The sequence below is a fragment of the Devosia sp. CN2-171 genome, from assembly GCF_049354815.1.
In the GTDB taxonomy this organism is placed as follows: domain Bacteria; phylum Pseudomonadota; class Alphaproteobacteria; order Rhizobiales; family Devosiaceae; genus Devosia_A.
This window is the reverse complement of record NZ_CP186479.1, coordinates 2,766,491-2,783,008: the sequence shown is the minus strand read 5'-3', so window position 1 is coordinate 2,783,008 and position 16,518 is coordinate 2,766,491. Positions and strand designations below refer to the sequence as shown.

Annotated in this window: 15 protein-coding genes; 8 read left to right on the top strand and 7 right to left on the bottom strand. The window is 66.5% G+C overall.

Annotated elements, in window-relative coordinates:
• Positions 1–76 precede the first annotated feature (76 nt).
• A complete protein-coding gene (gene pnp, locus ACOYW5_RS13760; RefSeq protein WP_423065457.1) occupies positions 77–2,215 on the top strand; it encodes a polyribonucleotide nucleotidyltransferase in 2,139 nt (712 codons plus the stop codon).
• A gap of 55 nt (positions 2,216–2,270) precedes the next feature.
• On the opposite strand, the gene ACOYW5_RS13755 is transcribed toward pnp, so the two are convergent.
• Positions 2,271–3,791, bottom strand: a complete 1,521-nt coding sequence (locus ACOYW5_RS13755; protein WP_423065456.1) for an MFS transporter — start codon at positions 3,789–3,791, stop codon at positions 2,271–2,273.
• A 114-nt stretch (positions 3,792–3,905) separates the two neighbouring features.
• Positions 3,906–4,511: a TetR/AcrR family transcriptional regulator gene (locus ACOYW5_RS13750; protein WP_423065455.1), complete on the bottom strand. Its 606-nt coding sequence runs from the start codon at positions 4,509–4,511 to the stop codon at positions 3,906–3,908.
• A gap of 207 nt (positions 4,512–4,718) precedes the next feature.
• Here ACOYW5_RS13750 and ACOYW5_RS13745 point away from each other — a divergent pair, with 207 nt between their 5' ends.
• On the top strand, positions 4,719–5,939 hold the full coding sequence (locus ACOYW5_RS13745) for an MFS transporter (protein ID WP_423065454.1): 1,221 nt from the start codon (positions 4,719–4,721) through the stop codon (positions 5,937–5,939).
• Positions 5,940–6,099: 160 nt separating this feature from the next.
• Here ACOYW5_RS13745 and ACOYW5_RS13740 read toward each other — a convergent pair whose 3' ends face one another.
• Complete coding sequence (locus tag ACOYW5_RS13740) at positions 6,100–7,008, bottom strand: SMP-30/gluconolactonase/LRE family protein (RefSeq protein ID WP_423065453.1); 909 nt, start codon at positions 7,006–7,008, stop codon at positions 6,100–6,102.
• 162 nt (positions 7,009–7,170) lie between these two features.
• On the opposite strand from ACOYW5_RS13740, the gene ACOYW5_RS13735 reads away from it, so the two are divergent.
• The 4 genes from ACOYW5_RS13735 (at position 7,171) to ACOYW5_RS13720 (ending at position 10,063) form a co-directional block, all read left to right on the top strand.
• A complete protein-coding gene (locus ACOYW5_RS13735) occupies positions 7,171–8,604 on the top strand; it encodes a sensor histidine kinase (protein WP_423065452.1) in 1,434 nt (477 codons plus the stop codon).
• On the top strand, positions 8,601–9,272 hold the full coding sequence (locus tag ACOYW5_RS13730; RefSeq protein ID WP_423065451.1) for a response regulator transcription factor: 672 nt from the start codon (positions 8,601–8,603) through the stop codon (positions 9,270–9,272). Before ACOYW5_RS13735 ends, ACOYW5_RS13730 begins: the two co-directional genes overlap by 4 nt.
• Before the next feature lie 90 nt (positions 9,273–9,362).
• Complete coding sequence (locus ACOYW5_RS13725; RefSeq protein WP_423065450.1) at positions 9,363–9,584, top strand: hypothetical protein; 222 nt, start codon at positions 9,363–9,365, stop codon at positions 9,582–9,584.
• Between the two features lie 62 nt (positions 9,585–9,646).
• Entirely contained in the window at positions 9,647–10,063 is a 417-nt protein-coding gene (locus ACOYW5_RS13720; RefSeq protein ID WP_423065449.1) for a YciI family protein, read from the top strand.
• Positions 10,064–10,078: 15 nt separating this feature from the next.
• Here the strand turns inward: ACOYW5_RS13720 and ACOYW5_RS13715 are convergent, their stop codons facing one another.
• A complete protein-coding gene (locus ACOYW5_RS13715; protein WP_423065448.1) occupies positions 10,079–10,648 on the bottom strand; it encodes an SH3 domain-containing protein in 570 nt (189 codons plus the stop codon).
• Between the two features lie 156 nt (positions 10,649–10,804).
• Here ACOYW5_RS13715 and ACOYW5_RS13710 point away from each other — a divergent pair, with 156 nt between their 5' ends.
• A complete protein-coding gene (locus ACOYW5_RS13710; protein ID WP_423069467.1) occupies positions 10,805–11,758 on the top strand; it encodes a 2-hydroxyacid dehydrogenase in 954 nt (317 codons plus the stop codon).
• A 21-nt stretch (positions 11,759–11,779) separates the two neighbouring features.
• On the opposite strand, the gene ACOYW5_RS13705 is transcribed toward ACOYW5_RS13710, so the two are convergent.
• Positions 11,780–13,006: an RNA polymerase sigma factor gene (locus ACOYW5_RS13705; RefSeq protein WP_423065447.1), complete on the bottom strand. Its 1,227-nt coding sequence runs from the start codon at positions 13,004–13,006 to the stop codon at positions 11,780–11,782.
• Positions 13,006–13,365: a YciI family protein gene (locus tag ACOYW5_RS13700; RefSeq protein WP_423065446.1), complete on the bottom strand. Its 360-nt coding sequence runs from the start codon at positions 13,363–13,365 to the stop codon at positions 13,006–13,008. Before ACOYW5_RS13700 ends, ACOYW5_RS13705 begins: the two co-directional genes overlap by 1 nt.
• Before the next feature lie 279 nt (positions 13,366–13,644).
• Between ACOYW5_RS13700 and ACOYW5_RS13695 the strand changes: the two genes are divergently transcribed.
• On the top strand, positions 13,645–15,366 hold the full coding sequence (locus tag ACOYW5_RS13695) for a GGDEF domain-containing protein (RefSeq protein WP_423065445.1): 1,722 nt from the start codon (positions 13,645–13,647) through the stop codon (positions 15,364–15,366).
• A 219-nt stretch (positions 15,367–15,585) separates the two neighbouring features.
• On the opposite strand, the gene ACOYW5_RS13690 is transcribed toward ACOYW5_RS13695, so the two are convergent.
• Positions 15,586–16,443 carry an SDR family oxidoreductase gene (locus tag ACOYW5_RS13690; RefSeq protein WP_423065444.1) on the bottom strand — a complete coding sequence of 286 codons (858 nt, stop codon included), beginning with the start codon at positions 16,441–16,443 and terminating at the stop codon, positions 15,586–15,588.
• Positions 16,444–16,518: the final 75 nt, after the last annotated feature.

The window sequence follows — 16,518 nt, the reverse complement described above, 5'->3', positions numbered from 1 at the left end:
GGCACACCGGATGAGTTCGCGGGGTGGCTACGCCCCCGCGTTCCCGCTCATTCCGGCAGAAAGGAAAGACAAGAACATGCCCATCAACTTCGACCACCACAAAGTCGAACTCAACTGGGGCGGCCAGCCGCTCACCCTCGAGACCGGCAAGATCGCCCGCCAGGCTGACGGCGCCGTGCTCGCTACGCTCGGTGAGACCGTCCTCCTCGCGACCGTTGTTTCGGCCAAGAAGGCCAAGCCCGGCCAGGACTTCTTCCCGCTGACCGTCAACTACCAGGAAAAGTACTTCGCCGCCGGCAAGATCCCGGGTGGCTACTTCAAGCGCGAAGGCCGCCCGACCGAGAACGAGACGCTGGTCTCGCGCCTGATCGACCGTCCGATCCGCCCGCTCTTCCCCGATGGCTACAAGAACGAGACCCAGGTGGTCGTCACCGTTCTCCAGCACGACATGGAGAACAACCCGGACGTGCTGGCCATGGTCGCCACCTCCGCCGCGCTGACAATCTCGGGCGTCCCCTTCATGGGCCCGATCGGCGCTGCCCGCGTCGGCTACGTTGATGGCGAATACGTCCTCAACCTCGCCGTCGACAAGCGCGCTGATAGTAAGCTCGACCTCGTCATGGCCGGCACCCACGATGCCGTGCTGATGGTCGAATCGGAAGCTCAGGAGCTGTCCGAAGAAGTCATGCTCGGCGCCGTGATGTTCGGTCACGCTGCGTCGCAGAAGGTCATCGAAGCGATCATCAAGCTCGCCGAACTGGCCGCCAAGGAGCCGCGTGATTTCACCGCTCCGGACTTCTCGGCGCTGGAAAAGGACGTCCTCGCCGTTGCCGAGGCTGACCTCCGCGCTGCCTACAAGATCACCGACAAGGCCCAGCGCTACGCCGCCGTCGATGCCGCCAATGCCAAGGTCAAGGAGCACTTCGCGGCCCAGATCGAAGCCGGCACCGTTTCGGCCGAGGATCTGGGCGAAGTCGTCCACAACCTCCAGGCCAAGATCGTCCGCTGGAACATCCTCGACACCAAGACCCGTATCGATGGCCGTGATCTCACGACCGTCCGTCCGATCGTCGCGGAAGTCGGCGTGCTGCCGCGTACCCACGGCTCGGCCCTGTTCACTCGCGGCGAGACGCAGGCCCTCGTGGTCGCGACCCTCGGCACCGGCGACGATGAGCAGTTCGTCGACAGCCTCGAAGGCACCAACAAGGTGAACTTCATGCTGCACTACAACTTCCCGCCCTACTCGGTCGGTGAAGCTGGCCGCATGGGCTCGCCCGGCCGTCGCGAAATCGGTCACGGCAAGCTCGCCTGGCGCGCCATCAACCCGATCCGCCCCAAGGCCGAAGAGTTCCCCTACACCATCCGCGTCGTCTCCGAGATCACCGAGAGCAACGGCTCGTCCTCGATGGCAACTGTCTGCGGTACCTCGCTGGCGCTGATGGATGCAGGCGTGCCGATGAAGAAGCCAGTGGCCGGTATCGCCATGGGCCTGATCCTCGAAGGCGACCGCTTCGCCGTCCTGTCGGATATCCTGGGTGACGAAGATCACCTCGGCGACATGGACTTCAAGGTTGCGGGCACCGCCGACGGCGTTACCTCGCTGCAGATGGACATCAAGATCGCCGGCATCACCGAGGAGATCATGAAGGTCGCGCTCGGTCAGGCCAAGGGCGGCCGCGAGCACATCCTGGGCGAGATGGCCAAGGCTCTCGACACGTCGCGTTCGAGCGTGGGCGAGTTCGCTCCGCGCATCGAGACCATCCAGATCCCGACCGACAAGATCCGCGAAGTGATCGGCACCGGCGGCAAGGTGATCCGCGAGATCGTCGAAAAGACCGGCGCCAAGATCAACATCGAGGACGACGGCTCGGTGAAGGTCTCGTCCTCGGACGGCGCCTCGATCGACGCGGCCATCAAGTGGATCAAGTCGATCACCGATGAAGCCGAAGTCGGCGCCATCTACCAGGGCACTGTGGTCAAGACTGCCGATTTCGGCGCGTTCGTGAACTTCTTTGGCGCCAAGGACGGCCTCGTCCACATCAGCCAGCTCGCCGACCAGCGCGTCGCCAAGACCACCGATGTGGTCAAGGAAGGCGACAAGGTCTGGGTCAAGCTCCTCGGCTTCGACGATCGCGGCAAGGTCAAGCTGTCGATGAAGGTCGTCGACCAGGAGACCGGCAAGGAACGCGCCCGCGAAGACTCGGCCGCCGAGTAAGCGCTTCCGCTGCACAGAGTCACGAAGGCCCGGGAGCGATCCCGGGCCTTTTTGCTTACGCTGTTGCTGGCCTGAGCCCGCGGAACATGGCGATCGTCGTGATGGCAGCGATGAGGACGATCCCGGCACCCAGCAGCGAGGTCACCAGCATGGCGTCGGCATAGGCTACGCGCGCGGCCTCGAGCAGCTCTACCCCGCCTTCCGGCAGCGTCTCTGCAGCCGTGTAGGCGCCGCCAATGCCGCGCAACGCCATCGCCACCGCTTCGCCTGACAGGCCCTCCGGCAGGGTGCCGCCGAGCCCGCTGCGATAGAGCACGGTCAAGACGCTGCCGAGCAAAGCGATGCCCAGCGCGCCGCCGAATTCCGAGCTGGTCTCGTTGAGGCCAGAGGCGGCACCAGCCCGCTCCGGCGGGGCCGAGCTCATCACCAGGTCCGCAGCAATCGTCGCCACCGGCGCCATGCCGAGCGAGAGTGCCGTGTTGGCTGTGATCAACACCAGCAGGTCGCGGGAGGATGCGATCAGCCCCATCACGATCAACGCGGCCGCGGCGAGGCCCAACCCCAGCGCCAGTACATAGGCCGGACGCATCCGGCTTAACAGAATGGGTGTCAGCAACGAGCCCACGACGAAGCCGAGGCCCGCCGGCAAGCTCCACAGCCCCGCCTCGAATGGCGTCAGCCCCAGCACCAGCTGCATGTACTGGGCTACGACGAGGAACATGCCGAAGATGGCGAAGAAGCCGAAGACGTTGATGCCGAGCGCCGCGGTGAACGAGGGGCGCGAGAATAGGGTGAGATCCAGCAGCGGATGGCTCAGCCGCAGCTGCCGCAAGACGAAGGCGGCGCCGATGGCCAACCCGAAGGCGATCGTGCCGGTGCTGACGGCTAGCTCCCCACCCTCGGCCAGTGTCTTGATGCCGTAGATGATCGACAGCACCGCGAGCATCGACAACGCAGCACTCACCGGGTCCAGCCGCCCGGCCTGCGGGTCTTTGTACTCGGGCAGCAGCCGGGGTGCCAGGATCAGCAGCAACACCATGATCGGCACCGCGACGAGGAACACCGAGCCCCACCACAAGTAGTTGAGCAGCACCCCGCCCACCACCGGACCAATCGCCCCGCCGGTCGAAAAGCTGGCGACCCAAATGCTGATGGCGATGGTCCGCTCCCGGTCGTCGCGGAACATGTTGGTGATCAGCGACAGCGTGGATGGTGCCAGCGTCGCGCCAGCGATGCCGAGGAGCGCTCGTGCGAGGATCAGCGTTTCGGCCGTTGGGGCAAAGGCGGCGAGGATGGAGGTCGCGCCAAATGCGGCCGCACCGATCATCAAGAGCTTTCGGCGCCCGATCCGGTCGCCCAGCGTCCCCATGGTGAGGAGCGAGCCGGCAACGAAGAAGCCGTAGATGTCGACGATCCACAACAGTTGCGCGGCAGTAGGGTTGAGCGACGCCGTCAGCGACGGCACCGCCAGGTTGAGAACCGTCAGGTCCATGGCATAGAGGATGCAGGGCAGCGCGATGACCGCCAGCCCGATCCATTCGCGTCGTGTGGCGCGCGCCGGTGTTGTGCCTGACATGCGGCTTCCTTCCTAGGTCAATCATCATAGCTGGTAGCTGGGGATGATAGCCCTCAAAACCTGCCAAGGCGCGTCAGCGTTTATCGCCGCGTGCCCGATGAGCCGGAACCTGCGTCAGGAGCGGGTCGTCGGGTCGCGGAGCAGGCCTTCGACCAGTTGGCGATAGGCCGCCGTGGCGCGGATTGAGGTGCCGACCGGATCGTCGGCATTGGCGATCCACTGAGCCAGATAGCACGAGGCGCCGGTGAGCATGCGCGCCGTTGCCTCGGTATCGATCTCGCGGATCGTGCCGCTCCGGATCAGCGCCTCGAGGCTGCGTCGCATCGTGGTGATGCAGCCATTGGCGCTGGGCCAGGAGGCCGGATCGCCGAGCACCGCCGGGCCGTCGCGCAGCATGATGCGCCGGATCTCCGGCTCGAGCGCCATCTCGATATAGCCGATCCCCTCCTCGAGAAAGCCCTCCCACGGCGTCGGCGCCGCCGCGGCACGCGTCTTCAACCGCTCCGTCATCTCGCAGTCGATCTCGGTGACAACCGCCTCGAACAGCCCGCGCTTGTCGCCGAAATGGTGGTAGAGCGCGCCGCGTGTCAGCCCCGCTTCGGAAGTGAAATCGTCCATCGACGCATCGGCATACCCGACGGCGGCAAAGGCCTTGCGGCCCGCCGCCATCAGCTTGGCGCGGGTCTCGACGATCATCTCGCTGCGGGTTCTGGGCGGCATCCAAAAATACTTTCACATACGCGTTGTATGTGAATTGACATACGCGATGTATGTCATTAGGTCATTCGCATACGCCGTGTATGTAAATATTCGGACGGCGCACCGTCAACCCCGGAGCGCTTTCAGGTTCGAAAGCGCGACAAAACAAGGACTTGGAGCACTTCGCCGTTTCGACGAAACGCTGAAATGCGCAAGCGAGTGTCTGCCATGCCGAACCCATACGCAGAGATTTTCCGGGCCCGTGGGGCCAAGGGCTTTGCCGCCGCTGGCTTTATCGCCCGCATGCCGATGGCGATGGCGCCGATCGGTATCGTCGCTATGCTGTCGCAGACCCACGGCGAGTTCTGGCTCGCCGGCGCCGTGTCGGCCACTTACGCGCTGGCCAACGCGCTGTTCGCGCCCCAGGTCTCGCGGATCGTCGACCGGCTCGGCCAGTCCCGCGTGCTGATCCCGACGACGCTGCTTGCCGTCGCTGCCTTCCTCGTCCTGCTGGTCGCGACCAACCAGAATTGGCCGGTCTGGACGCTGTTCGCGTCCGCCCTCGTCGCGGCGGTGATGCCGAGCTTTCCGGCCATGATCCGCGCCCGCTGGAGCGAATTGTTCCGCGACCGGCCCGAGCTCAACACCGCCTTCGCCTTCGAGTCGTCGGCCGATGAGCTGGTCTATATCGCCGGCGCGTCGCTGTCGGTGGGCCTAAGCGTCGCGCTCTTCCCCGAGGCGGGAATGTTGGCCAGCACATTGTTCCTCGCCCTGGGCGCGCTGGCCTTCATCGCGCAGCGTTCCACCGAGCCCAAGCCGAGCGGCGCCACCGGACGACCAGGGCAGTCGGCCATCCGGCAGCGACCGGTGCAGGTCGTGACGCTGGCACTGATCTTCGTCGGCGCGATCTTTGCCACCGCCGAGGTGAGCGCCGTGGCCATCACCGAGGAACTCGGGCAGGCGGGCGCGGCGAGCCTCGTCATCGGCGTCTACGCCCTGGGCTCGTTCGTCGTCGGCCTGATCGTCGGCGCGCTGAACCTGAAACTGGCGCTCGAGAGGCAGCTGACCATCGCGCTTGCCATCCTCGCCCTCACCGCTTGGCCGCTGCTGTTCGTCGACAATGTGCCGATGCTGGCGCTGGCCGTGTTCGTCAGCGGCGTCGCCATCTCGCCGACCTTCATCACCGCATTCGGCCTGATCGAGCGGCGCGTGCCGGCCGCCATGCTGACCGAAGGCATCACCTGGGTAATGACCGGGATCGGCATCGGCATGGCGCTCGGCTCGTTCGTTTCGGGCTGGGTGGTCGACACCTACGGCCCGGGCAACGGCTTCTGGGTCTCGGTCGTCGCCGGGGCACTGGCGCTGCTGACCGTGATGGTCGGGCAAAGGACTCTGTCCGGTGGTAGTGGGCACGAGAACCGGCAAGCCCAACCGCAGCCGGCGGAATAGAAAAGACCTGGACCATTCTCATCCTCCCCTGCGAAGCGGGGGAGGGGGACCAGCGAAGCTGGTGGAGGGGGCGGCCCCCAACACCGGCGCTTCCCGCCGCCCCTCCACTGCCTTCGGCGGGTCCCCCTCCCCCGTTCTTCGAACAGGGGGACGAAGTGCCCTATTGCAGCGTCACCGGGTAGGCGTAGAACGCGCCCGGATCCTCAGTACCACCCATCTTGGAGAACTTGGCTTCCACCACCCACAGGGTCTGCCCGACCTTGGTCAGTGCCACCGGCATGTCCCAGCCGCCCTTTTCGATCACCTTCACATTGGCAGTGTCGCCGTCGAAGGTGATGGCGCTGACTTGGCCGGCCGCATTCTCAGCCAGATACAGCACGCCATCGTCGCCAAAGCGCATGCCGTCGGGGCCGGAGATCGGCTGCGACAGCGTGAGCTCGGTAAGCGCGCCGGCGCCGCCATCGGCATTGACCGCGAGGCGGAACAGCTTGTTGGTCTGCACGCCATTGAGATAGAGCGAGCCGTCCGGGCCGAAGCTGAGGCCATCGACGCTGGCCAGCGCATCGTCCTTGATCAGCACCTCGGCGGTGCTCGCCCCCGGCGCCACCTTGAACACCTGGCTGCCGGCGGTGTCGGCCACAAAGGCGGCACCGTCGGCAGTGGTGGCGATGTCGTTGCAGAACGTTCCGTCACCGAGCGGCACGGTGGTCTTCAGCGTGCCCGTCGCGAGATCGTAGGTGCGGAGGATCGCGCCCTGGCCCTCACCGCTGAACAGCGCGAGATCGGAATAGCAGGCCCAGAGCGTGCCGTTCTTTTCGTCGGCGAACACACCGAGCACCGAAGTCGGCCCGTCGGTGACCGGCGCGATCCAGTCCTCGGTGGCGGTGGCCCCGGCCGCAGCCTTGTAGATCTTGCCGGTGCCGACGCTGCCCACGATCAGCGTGCCGTCGGCGGTCGAGGTCAGGCTTTCGGGGAACACGCCCTTGTCGCCGACCTGCACCTTGTCGGCCGCCATCGCGGCCCCTCCCAGAGCGGCCAGCAACAGGCCCGAGGCGAGAACGATCCGCATTCAACTCTCCCATTTTGATTGTGCGGCGAGACTGCCATCGACCGGCGTCGATGCCGGTAATGCTCGGTATTGGCTGAGCCTTTGTCGCGCATTGCCGGGCGAGGGCTTCCGCTTCCGCCACCCCCCGCATAGACATGGCGACGGCTGAGGAGGATCGACGGCGTGACGGTGCGGGGGCGGATCGTGGGACTGGGGCTGGCGAGCCTCGTTTCGCTTGCCGCCATGATCGGGGTGATGGCCTACGGCCTGTCGCTCGCCGATCACTATGTGAAGCGCGTCGACGCCATGCATCGGCGCTTCGAGGTCATGGCCGAGCTCGACGGCCGCACCAATGCCTATGGCAGGCAGATTGCCTCCGTCCTGCTGCTCGGCCGCGCTACCATGCCCGGCGTGCAGGCCGCCCGCATCGACATGGAGCGCACCTTCGCCCGCCTCACCCGCGCCACCCGCGACGAGCTGGCCGCCCTCGGCGGCACCCCGGCGCTCGAAGCCGAGATGGTCGAACTCGAGGATGTGCGCCGCATGATCGGGCTCTACCACGCCATCGATGCCTCGGCGGCACGGGCGCTGGCAGCGGCGCGCGACGGCGATGTGGCGCAAGCCACCGAACTCTACGGCCGCGACGTCGCCTTCCGCCTCGCCAACGAGCTGCAGCCGCTCATCGACAGCGCCCTGACCGACGAGCGCAACGAGGTGGCGGCCGAGCTCGCCAATGTCGAGCGCGAGCAGTCGGTGGTGGTGACAATTGCCGCCGTGCTGGCAGTCGTGGCGCTCGCCGTGCTGAGCCTCCTCGGCCTCCTGCTCTACCGCGCCGTCCGTCGCTCCGACGCCCGGCTCGAGGCCGAGATCGGGGTGCGCACGGCCGAGCTGACCGAGGCCAATGCCCGCCTCCGCGCCATCGACGTCAAACGCACCCAGTTCCTCGCCGATGTCAGCCACGAGCTGCGCACCCCGCTCACCGTGCTACGTGGCGAGGCCGATGTGGCGGTGCGCGGCACGGCCACGACCGCCGACCTCAGTGCCTCGCTCGAGCGGATTCGCGGCCAATCGGCCGAACTCTCGCACCTGCTCGACGATCTCATCGCCTTCGCCCGCACCGATGCTGAAAGCCAGCAGCACTTGCCGGCCGATGTGAAGCTCGAGGATGTCGTGGCAGCCGCGGCTACCGAAGCAGAGGTGCTGGCCGAACCGCGTGAGGTTTCGATCAGCACCGAATTCGGCGACGATAGTGCGGTCATCGACGCCGATTTCCGCCGCCTGCGCCAGGCGCTGATGATCGGGCTCGACAACGCCGTGAAGCACGCCCCACCTGGCAGCCGCATCACCATCTCGACCACCCGCAGCGGCGACAGGGTTAGCGTCGCCATCGCCGACCAGGGGGATGGCATCGCCGACGAGGACCGGACGAACGTGTTCGAGCGCTTCTATCGCGGCAAGGGGGAGGGCGCGCTGATGAACCAGGGCCTCGGCATCGGCCTCGCCATCGCCCGCGACATCGTCGAGCGGCACGGCGGGACCATCGGGCTCGACAATCGTTCCGACGGTCCAGGTGCCGTGCTCACCATCTCGCTGCCTCTCGCGGAAGGCCGCCGATGAAAGTGCTCGTCGTCGAAGACGATCGCCGCATCGCCTCCTTCCTCGAACGCGGCCTCGCCGCCGAGGGCTACCAGGTCAGCGTCGAAAATGACGGCCGCGACGGACTCGAACGCGCCCGGCAGGACGATTTCGACATCGTCATCCTCGACCGCAAGCTACCCTACATTGACGGGCTCGAGATCGCCAAACTGCTGCGCGAAGAGCGGCGCGGCGCCATGATCCTGATGCTCACCGCCAAGGACAGCCTCGCCGACAAGATCGAGGGGCTAAAGGGCGGAGCCGACGATTACCTCACAAAACCCTTCGCCTTCGACGAACTCCTTGCCCGCCTCATCGCGCTCGGCCGCCGCCGTGGCGAAGCGGGGCAGGAGACGACGCTGAAACTCGGCCCGCTCGTCCTCGACCCGCAATCGCGCGGCGTCACCCGCGACGGCGTGCCGATCACCCTCACGGTGCTGGAGTTCGACCTCCTCCGCTACCTCATGGCCAATGCCGGCAAGGTGGTGAGCCGCGAGCGCCTGCTTAACAGCGTCTGGGAATACGGCTACGACCCTGGCACCAAGATCGTCGACGTCTATGTCCGCTACGTCCGCGCCAAGATCGACATCGAGGACCAGCCCTCGCTCATCCAGACGGTGCGCGGCGTGGGGTACATGATGGGCCCCTGACTTCCTCTCCAAATTCTAACCAAACGCTCAATCGCATCTAACGTCAGCGGCCTAGCCTAACGCTCATACGAAGCCGACGAGGTTAGTCCGATGTCCGATGAAATCTGGCCCGCCATCAAGGTCGAGCGCTTCTACGACGAGCTGCCCAAGCACTATGAGGCTCGTCGCGCCGAGATTGTCACCATCATCAACGGCTTCCGCCACGGCCGCTACGACGGCGCGATCGCCGAGCGCATGGAACTGCGCCTCATCGCTCTCCAGGACGGCCTCGAACTCGCCGCCGCCGAGCGCGAGCCCTTGCTCGTCGCCTAGCGCGCTTCCATTTCCGCCAAACGTCTGGCTCACTGTCGGCCCAAAGAGGAGACCGCCGCCAGATGCGCTATATGATCATGGTCAAGATGACCGAACCGTCCCCGCCCCCGTCCTCCGAAATGCTGGCGGCGATGGGCAAGCTCAATGAAGAGATGATCGCTGCCGGGGTCCTGCTCGGTGGCGAGGGCCTGCAGCCCTCCAAGAGCGGCGCCAAGGTCAAGATGCAGAACGGCAAGCTCGAGGTCCGCGACGGCCCGTTCACCGAGGCCAAGGAACTGCTCGGCGGCTTCTGGATCATCCGGGCCGATTCGCTCGACGAGGCGATCGGCTGGGTGAAGAAGATCCCGATGTGGAACGAGGGCGACGAAGTCGAGGTCCGTCGCGTCTCAGAGGTCGAGGATTTCACCTATGACGAGGTCTCGGCCGAAGCGCTGGACCGGGAAAAGGCCCAACGCGAAGACGGCAGCTGGCCGCAATAGGGCCGGTCCGAAGTCTCAGTCGTCGAACTCTTCGCCCTTGTAGACGCCCCAGAGCTCGTCCTGGTGCAGCCAGCCGTCAAAACTCTGTGGGTTGCCGCTCACGGCGTGCGAGGTGGCGACCACCTTGCACCAGTTGCCGGTGCATTCCTTGATGTCGACGCGGAAGCTCGGCGTCAGCCAGGCGCGGACGCCCGAATCGTCATTGGCCGATTGCAGCAGCGCGATCTGGTCGCCGGCTGGCTTCCACGGCGCCACCAGCCCGGCGCGCTTGCCGACGAGCAGGTTCTGGTGCAGCCAGCCTTCCGAGCCGTCGGCGTCGCGGATTTTCCGCCAGGTGTCGAATTCCTGGATGATCTCGACCGGAGTCCCGGCCTTCACATAGACCCAGGCCACATCGTATTTCGTGCCCGGCCCGACCCGCACGTTGATCGGCGTCGAGCGCGTCGTGACGAATCGCGGCAGCGGCAAGCCGCTCGGACCTTCGGCGGCGACCGTGAGGGGAGTGGGGAGGGCAAAAAGACCGACGAGCAGGGCGCTGAGAATCGCGCCGATTTTCCGCCCTTTGGCGCGCCTTTGAGGGAGCATGGAGCTGACCGAGCCGAACATGGACTTTGCAGTGGGGTGGTTTTTTCCTATCACTAGGCAAAAGACCTTAATGGTCGCTGAAAGGCACCCCGTTTGACCCTCGGTCGACCCAGGATTTTCGTCACCCGCCGCCTGCCGGAGCAGATCGAGGCGCGGATGGCGACGCTGTTCGAGATGAGCTGCAAGCCCGTTGATGGCGTGCTCAGCCCCGATGCCATCATCGAGGGCGCCCAGGGTCAGGACGTGCTGGTCACCTCGATCACCGATCCGATCGACGCCGCGCTCATCGCCCGCCTGCCGCCGACCGTGAAGCTGATCGCCCAGTTCGGCAACGGCTACGACAATATCGACATCGACGCGGCCTACGCCGCCGGCCTCACCGTCACCAACACCCCATCGGTTCTCACCGAGGACACCGCCGACATGGCGGTGATGCTGATGCTGTCGCTGCCGCGCCGGCTGGTCGAGGGCGCCGAGGTGCTGCCCGCGACCGGCGAATGGCCAGGCTGGTCGCCGACCTGGATGCTCGGCCGGCGCCTGCGCGGCAAGGCGCTCGGCATCGTCGGCATGGGCCGGATCGGCACTGCCGTCGCCACGCGCGCGAAAAACTTCGGCCTCGCCATCCACTATTTCTCCCGCCACCGCCGACCCCCGCAGGTCGAGGAGGCGCTGGGCGCGACCTTCTGGGATTCGCTCGACGACATGGTCGGCGCGGTGGATATCGTCTCGCTGCACACGCCGCTGACGCGTACCACCCACCACATCCTCAACGCCGAGCGCCTCGCCCGCATGCGCCGGGACGCCTGGGTGGTGAACGTCTCGCGCTCCGAGCTGGTCGATGAGGCGGCGCTGATCGCCGGCATCGAATCGGGGCATCTCTCGGGCGCCGCGCTCGATGTGTTCGAAAACCGCGCCGGCGTCGACCCGCGCCTGTTGCAGCTGGCCCGCGACCACAAGGTCGTGCTGACCGCCCACATGGCCTCGGCGACGCTCGAGGCGCGCCTCGAAATGGGCGAGACGGTGATCGTCAACATCCGCGCCTTCGTCGACGGCGCCCATCCCCCGCACCGGGTCCTGCCGGAAAGCCGCAGCAAGCTGGCGCGGGGGTAGGATCAACCGAAGCCGTCTCTATCAGTCAGCTATTTCCCGCAACCGCCCCTCGATAAACCGCCGCTCCGCTGCCTGCTGTGTCAGCTCCAGCGCTGCCACGTACGCCGCCCGCGCCTGATCCCGCCGCCCCAGCCGCCGCAGCAGGTCGGCCCGTGCCGCATGGGCGTAGCGGAACTGCCCCAGCACCCCAGTGGCCAGCAAGCCATCTATTTCGACCAGCCCCGCCTCCGGCCCATCCCGCATCGCCAACGCCACCGCGCGGTTGAGCGCGATCACCGGCGAGGCGTCGGCCTGTCGCAGCAGGTCGTAGAGCCGCACGATCTCGGCCCAGTCGGTGGCCTCGGCATCTGGCGCCGTGGCGTGCACCGCCGCGATCGCCGCCTCGATGCCGTAGGCGGTGAGCGGCCGCATCGCCATCACCGTTCTGACCAGCCCCACGCCCTCGGCGATCTCGGCTCCGTCCCACAGGTCCCGGTCCTGCGCCGCGATCAGGACGATATCGCCGGCGCCATCGGTGCGAGCCGCGCGGCGCGCATGCTGCAGCAGCATCAGCGCCAGCAGGCCCTCGACCTCGGGCTCGGGCTCGCGCAACAGCTCGCGCAGCAGCCGGGTCAGCCGGATCGCCTCGGCGCAGAGGTCGGCGCGGAGCGCACTGTCGCCACGGCTCGCCGAATAGCCCTCGTTGAAGATCAGGTAGATCGTCCGCAGCACCGCATCGAGCCGCTCCAGCAGCTCGTCCGCGCCGGGCACCTCGTAGGGCAGGGTGAGCTCGCGGATGCGCGCCTTGGCCCGCACGATGCGCTGCGCAATGGTCGCGGGCTTGGTCAGATAGGCGGCCGCGATCTCCTCGGTCATCAGCCCGCAGGTCTCGCGCAGCGTCAGCGCCACCTGCGCATCGGGCGGTAGTTCCGGGTGGCAGCAGGTGAAGATCAGCCGCAGCTGGTCGTCGGCGATCGGTTCGGCATCGGGAGCCATCTCGTCTTCCTCGAGCACAGCGAGTTGCTTGGTGATCTCGGCGAACTTCGCGCGCCGGCGCAGCCGGTCGATCGCCTTGAAGCGGCCCGCCGACACCAGCCAGGCGCGCGGATTGGCCGGCACACCGGTCGATGGCCACTGCTCCGCCGCGGCGAGGAAAGCATCGTTCAGCGCCTCCTCGGCCCGGTCGAAATCGCCGAGCAGCCGGATCAGCGTCGCCAGCACCCGCCGCGACTCCTGCCGCCAGATCGTCTCGATCAGTCCTCGGTCCATCAATCGTGCCGCGGGATTTCGTACATGGCGCGGACCTCGATCGCGCCGACTTTCGCCATCGGGATCCCGGCGGCAAGGCGGATCGCGTCGTTAAGGTCGCGCGCCTCGATCAGGATGAACCCGGCCAGCTGTTCCTTGGTCTCGATGAACGGACCATCCGTCGAACTCATCTCGCCGTTGCGCACCCGGATGATCACCGCATTCTCCGGCGGCTGCAGGGCGTCCGACGTCACGTAGTTGCCGTTTGCTTCGAGTTCCTGGTCGTAGGCGAGCGAGTCGCGGTCGAGTTGGTGCTGCTCTGCCTCGCTCAAACCGGCGAAGGCCTCGGGGGCAGCGTGGACAAGGCAGATATATCTCATGGCGGTCTCCTCTGCGGGGCTTGTTCTAGGACTTGCACATGAGCTGGTCGAACGGCAGGCGGGCCATTCGACAGCGGCGACCGACTGAGCCAGATTTTCGCGGTCCTGTCGAACCACCGGCATTTTAGTCTTTTCGTAACCGCGGGCTTCACCAGCCCGCTTCACCATGCGCTAAGCGCTTTCCCGGATGGGAGCGCGTACCAGCGCCGATCTCAGGCATCATGCAAGAATCCGAGGACGCCGTGGGGGCTCCGAGTCGTGTTTGCCAGTCTCGACCGTATGATCGACCGCAAAGAGGCGCTGCCGCCGAAGCGGGGCTCGCGCCTGCTTTCGGCTGCGACCGTCGCGCTCGTCTTCGCCCTCGTTGCCACCGCCGTCGTCAGCTTCGTCCACGTCAGTACGCAGCAGCGGGCGCTAGCTGATCTGAGAGGGCAGAGCCAGCAGTTGCGCATGATGTATCAGGCGCTCACCGAAGCCGACGCCAACGCCATGCACTACCTGAGCGGTGAGGCCGAGGCGCTGCAGGCCCACCTCTCCCAGATCTCCAAGCTTACCAGTTCCGGCGCGAACATCCTCAATGCGCTCGCTCCGGTGGATACGTTCGCAGGCCGGGCCCGGCCGACCAGCGATGTCGTCAGCGACCTGATCGATACCTGGAGCGAAGCCATTGCTCTCGCCAGTGCCGGTCAACCCGAAGCCGGCCGCGCCCTCCTTGCTGAACGGCGCACCGGCAGCACGATCGTCGCCGTCGGGTCCGAGGTGGAGCGCGTCCTGCGCGATACCGACAACCGCGTGGCCGCGCATGACGAACGCATCCAGTTCGGCATCCTGCTCGTGCTGCTGCTCCAGGTCGGCGCGGGCTTCCTCGCCATTCTCGGCCTCGTCTATGCCTTCCGCTCGAGCGTGTGGGAGGCCGACCGGCGTGCTGCCGCCGTCGCCTCGGCCGATCGCTCGCGTGAGCAGGTTGCCCGCCTGTTCGAGATGGCCGACGTGCTGCAGTCCGCTTCCGACCACTCCGACGCCAACTCCGTACTCAAGGCCACGGCCGGGGACCTCGTCCCGGGCTTCTCCGGCGCCCTCTACGTCTTCAACAATTCGCGCGACCGGCTGGTCCTGTCGACCACCTGGGGCCGCGCCGAGAACGATGCGCTGCCCGAGACCATCAGCCCGAATACCTGCTGGGGCCTGAAACGCGGTAAGCCGCACATGAATCGCGGCGATGGTTCGAAGCTTTGCTGTGCCCACCATGTCGGCACTGAAACGACGCTCGAAATCCCGATGATCGCGCGCGGCGAGATCGTGGGGCTGCTGCAGCTCTTTGCCTCCGGCGTCAGCGCCGCCGAAAGGCTCGAGCAGGTCACCGGGCTCGGCTCGGCCCTCGCCGACGGCATGAGCCTCGCCCTCGCCAACATGGCGCTGCGCGAGAAGCTCCGCAACCAGGCGCTCCGCGATCCGCTTACCGGCCTCTACAACCGCCGCTACATGGAAGATTGCCTGCAGCGCTTCGTGCGCCTCGCCGAGCGCGAGAACCGCGAAGTGTCACTGCTGATGGTCGATCTCGATCACTTCAAGCGCCTCAACGACGAGCACGGCCACGCCTTCGGCGACCAGGTGCTGCGCGATTGCGCCCTGGCCCTCACCGGCTCCCTGCGCGAGACCGACGTCGTCTGCCGGTTCGGCGGCGAGGAACTGGTGATCATCCTGCCCGATTGCCCGCTGGAGCGCGCGGCCGACAAGGCCGAGGTTTTGCGGGTCCGCATCGAGGAGTTGAGCAACACCCATGGCGCCGAAATCACCGCCTCCTTCGGCGTCGCCTCGCTGCCGCATTCCGGCCAGACCGTCGCCGACCTCCTCTCGGCCGCCGACGGCGCCCTTTACAAGGCCAAGCAGAGCGGCCGCAACCAGGTCGCCAAGGCCCCGCTCCGGCCCTACCGGCTCGACCGCATGTCCGAGCCCACCACCGAACCGCTCGAAGACTTCCCGCGCGCTGCCGCGGAGTAATACGCTGTCGCGGCACTGTCGACACGGGACAACCTCAGCGGTTTCCCTGGTCTGCCCAAGCCATCTCCGCTGTCATCCCTGCGAAAGCAGGGATGCTTTCGCAGGGATGACAGCCGGCGCGAGAGGTCTGCCATCTGTCCTTGCCCCATTCACGACGTTCCCCCGGCGCAGGCCGGGCCCCCCATGAGATCCCTCCGGGCCCCCGCATTGCGCCTCGTATCAGGCCGCCGGCTTGAGGGCGGCGGCGAGGACGTCGCGCAGGTCTTTCGGCGGTCGGCCGCCGAGTTTCTCGATATCGCCGGTGACGATGTCCAGAGCCCCATCCGCGAAATTGCTCTGGATGCTGATCACGGCGTTGGCGACGAAATCGGGAAGGCCCGCCTGGATCATTCCCGCCCGAAGAGCCTCGGCCGGGACTGTAATGTATCCGAGGGGTTTGCCCGTTATCTCGGAAATGAGGGCGGCCCGCTCGGCGCCGGTGTAGGTCCGCGAACCAGTAGCATTATAGATGGCGCCGACGTGACCATCCCCGATCAGGAGACCGGCCGCCGCCGCCGCGATGTCGTCGCGAGATACGAATGCGACGCGATTTTCGGCGATGCCCGCAAGGGCGCCTTGCGCCGCCGACATCTGCACTTCGTCGATGAGGCTTTCGGCATAGTAGTTCATCCGCAGCACCGTCCACTTTGGCGCCGTCCTGATCAGCTCCTGCTCACCGCGCCAGTAGGACGCCCCGATCGCCGGCTCCTCCTGCTGGCGGGTACCGGCGGCAGAGATCAGCACGACGTGCTTCACCCCCGCTGCGACCGCCCCTCGGATACCGGCGATATTCTGATCGCCCCGCACCCCGGGACGCATGTCACTGGTGGGAATGAGCAACAGGCGGTCGAGACCTGCATAGGCCTCGGCCAGCGTTTCCGGCTTGTCATAGTCCCCGAGCCGACCCTCAACGCCGGCCGGCGCTGTTTCGGGCGTGCGGGAAATGGCGATGACTTTGTGACCCCCAGCGCGCGCCTGCAGCTCGCGAAGGACGGCCTGGCCGAGATTGCCGCTCGCGCCACCAACACCGATAATCATGCTTGAACCTCTCGATACGAACTTTTCGTGCGTAACGATATGATCGAGCGTAACATGGCCCGCAAGAACGGTTCG